The 3564-nt window shown below is 72.4% G+C and carries 1 protein-coding gene; it reads left to right on the top strand.

Annotated features, from left to right (window positions below):
* On the top strand, nucleotides 1-3564 hold a 3564-nt coding region (locus tag ABT186_RS47370), incomplete at both ends, for an SDR family NAD(P)-dependent oxidoreductase (protein ID WP_351930623.1).

The raw sequence follows: 3564 nt of genomic DNA, 5'->3' as shown, positions 1-3564 counted from the left end.
GCGGCATCCCGGTCGACTGGACGGCGGTCCTGGCCGGACACGACGCCCGCACCATCGCCCTGCCCACCTACGCCTTCCAACACCGCCGCTACTGGTTCGAGCCCGCATCGCCGCAGCTCGTCGCAGGGACCGGCGTCACCGAGGACCCGGTGGACGCCGAGTTCTGGGCCGCCGTCGAGGAGCAGGACCTGCAAGCGCTGACCGACGCCCTCGATGTCACCGAGGACGCGGGACAGCGGGCGCTGGACCAGGCGCTGCCCGTACTGTCGGCCTGGCGTCGGGGACGCCGTGCCGCGTCCACGATCGACTCCTGGCGTTACCGTCTCGCCTGGCGGCCGACGGCCGATCCCACCACCGTCGCGCTCGACGGCACCTGGCTGGTGGTCGTCCCCGCGAGCCACGCGGGGACCGAGCTTGTCCAGGTCTGCCTGGACGGGCTCGCCACGCACGGCGCGCAGACCGTGCCCCTGTTCGTCGACTCCTCCGATACCGACCGCGAGCAGCTGGCCGCGCTGCTGACCGAGACGGCGCAGCACAGCGGTGTGGACGCGGGCCAGTTCGGCGGCCTGCTCTCCTTCCTCGCTCTCGACGAACACCCCCACCCCGAACAGCCGGGTCTCGCGGCAGGTCTGGTGGCCGGTCTGGCCTTGATCCAGGCGTGCGTCGACACCGGCGTACGCGCTCCGCTGTGGCTGGCCACCAGCGGCGCCGTCACCACAGGCGACAGCGACCCGCTGCGCAACCCGGTGCAGAACGGCACCTGGGGCATGGGCCGGGTCGCGGCGCTGGAGCACCCCGAGTTCTGGGGCGGCCTCGTCGACCTTCCGGAGACGCCCGACGAGCGCACGGCCGCCCGGCTGTGCGGGATCCTCGCCGACGCCCGGACCGAGGATCAGCTCGCCATCCGCCGGACCGGCGTCCTCATCCGCCGTCTGGTACGCAACCCGGTCGGCACCGCGGGCGGCGACCGCTCCTGGACCTCCCGCGGCACCGCGCTGATCACCGGCGGCACCGGCGGCCTGGGCGGCCACACGGCCCGCTGGCTCGCCCGCAACGGAACCGAGCACCTGGTCCTGGTCAGCCGCCGGGGTCCGGACGCGCCCGGTGCCGCCGAACTGGAGGCCGAGCTGCGCGAGCTGGGGGCCCGCGTCACCATCGCCTCCTGCGACATCGCCGACCAGGATGCCCTGGCCGCCCTCGTCGAGCGGGTGGAGGCCGACGGGCCGCCGATCCGCTCCGTCGTACACACCGCGGGCGTCGGCATCCTCATCCCGCTGGCCACCACGACATTGCAGGAGTTCGCCGACGGCGCCGAGGCCAAGCTCTCGGGTGTCGCCAACCTCGACGCGCTCTTCTCCGACGACCGGCTCGACGCTTTCGTCGTCTTCTCCTCCGTCGCCGGCGTCTGGGGCAGCGGCGACCACGGCGCCTATGCGGCGGCCAACGCCTACGCCGACGCGGTCGCCGAGCACCGGCGGGCCCGTGGTCTGGCCGGCACCTCGATCGCCTGGGGCATCTGGAGCGACGAGGGCGGCGGCATGGGCCTCGAAGTCGTCCAGGAGCAACTGCGCTGGCGCGGCATCCCCTTCATGGATCCGGCCCTCGCGGTCGCGGGCATGCAGCAGGTCCTCGACCGCGAGGAGTGCTTCGTCGCCGTCGCAGACATCGACTGGGAGCGTTTCGTCCCGGTCTTCACCGCGGCCCGCCCGCGCCCCCTGCTCACCGAGGTGCCCGAGGTCGCGGAGCTGCTCCGTGCCGAGGAGGACCGCCACCGCCAGGACGCGCCGAACACGGAGACATCCGGTCTCGTCTCCCGGCTGCGCGGCATGACCGCCGACGAGCAGGACCAGACCGTACTGGACCTGGTCCGTGCCCAGGTCGCCGGAGTGCTCGGTCACAGCAGCCCGAACAGCATCGAAGTCGGCCGTGCCTTCCGTGAGTTGGGCTTCGACTCACTGACCTCCGTCGAGCTGCGCAACCGGCTGAACGCCACCGGCCTGCGCCTGCCCGTCACCGTGATCTTCGACCGGCCCACCGTCACCGCCCTGGCCCGACACGTCCGCGAGGAACTCGTCGGCGAGTCCGTCGCCCTTCCCGTTCCGGTCACGTCCGTGGCCCCGGCCCGCGGGCCCGCCGCGGACGACGACCCGATCGTCATCGTCTCGATGAGCTGCCGCTACCCCGGTGGCGCCAACAGCCCCGAAGAGCTGTGGCAGATCCTCGCGGAGGGCCGCGACGTCATCGACGTCTTCCCCGACGACCGCGCCTGGGACCTCGAGGCCCTCTACGACCCTGACCCCGACCGCGAGGGCACCTGCTACGCCCGCGAAGGCGGCTTCGTCTACGACGCCGGCGACTTCGACCCCGGATTCTTCGGCATCTCGCCGCGCGAGGCCATTGCCATGGACCCGCAGCAGCGACTGCTGCTGGAAACCTCCTGGGAGGTGCTGGAACGGGCCGGGCTCGTCCCGGACGCGCTGCGCGGCACCCCCGTCGGCGTGTTCGTCGGTGCCGCCAACCAGGGCTTCGGAGGCCTCGACAACCTGCCGGAAGGCGTCGAGGGCCACATCGTCACCGGCAGTGCCACCAGCGTCCTGTCCGGCCGTATCGCCTACACCCTCGGTCTCGAAGGCAGCGCGGTGACCATCGACACGGCCTGCTCGTCGTCACTGGTCGCCCTGCACATGGCCGTCCAGGCGCTGCGCTCCGGCGAGTGCTCGATGGCCCTCGCGGGCGGTGTCGCCGTCATGGTGGAGCCCATCGGCTTCATCGGCTTCGCCCGCACGCGGGGCGTCGCCAAGGACGGCCGCTCCAAGGCGTTCGCCAAGGCCGCCGACGGCATGGGCCTTGCCGAGGGCGCGGGCATGCTCCTTCTTGAGCGACTGTCGGACGCGCGGCGCAACGGACACCCCGTGCTGGCCGTGATCCGCTCCACCGCACTCAACCAGGACGGTGCGAGCAATGGGCTCAGCGCCCCAAGCGGCCCCGCCCAGCAGCAGGTCATCAGGGCGGCCCTCGCCCAGGCCGGGCTGTCTGCGGGGGACGTGGACGCGGTGGAGGCGCACGGTACGGGGACGACGCTGGGCGACCCGATCGAGGCACAGGCGCTGCTCGCCACCTATGGGCAGGGCAGGGATCCCGAACGGCCTTTGTGGCTCGGCTCGTTGAAGTCCAACATCGGCCACGCGCAGGCGGCCTCCGGCGTCGGCGGCGTGATGAAGATGGTGCTGGCGATGCAGCACGGTGTCCTTCCGCAGACGCTGCACGTGGACGAACCCACCCCCCATGTCGACTGGTCGGCGGGTGCGGTGTCGCTGCTGACGGAGCCGGTGGAGTGGACGCCGACGGACGGTCGTCCGCGTCGGGCGGGTGTGTCGTCGTTCGGTGTGAGCGGGACGAATGCGCATGTGGTGCTGGAGGAGGCGCCGGGCGTACCGGAGTCCGAGTCCGAGTCCGTGGGTGACGACAAGGCGCCTGTGTTTGCGGCTGGTGGTGTGGTGCCGTGGGTGGTGTCGGGCCGCGGTGGGGACGCGCTGGCTGGTCAGGCGGGGAGCCTGGCGTCGT

The sequence above is a fragment of the Streptomyces sp. NPDC001634 genome (genome assembly GCF_040298185.1).
GTDB lineage: Bacteria > Actinomycetota > Actinomycetes > Streptomycetales > Streptomycetaceae > Streptomyces.
Note: the sequence above shows the minus strand (reverse complement) of the source record. Positions and strands in the feature narration are given on the sequence as shown.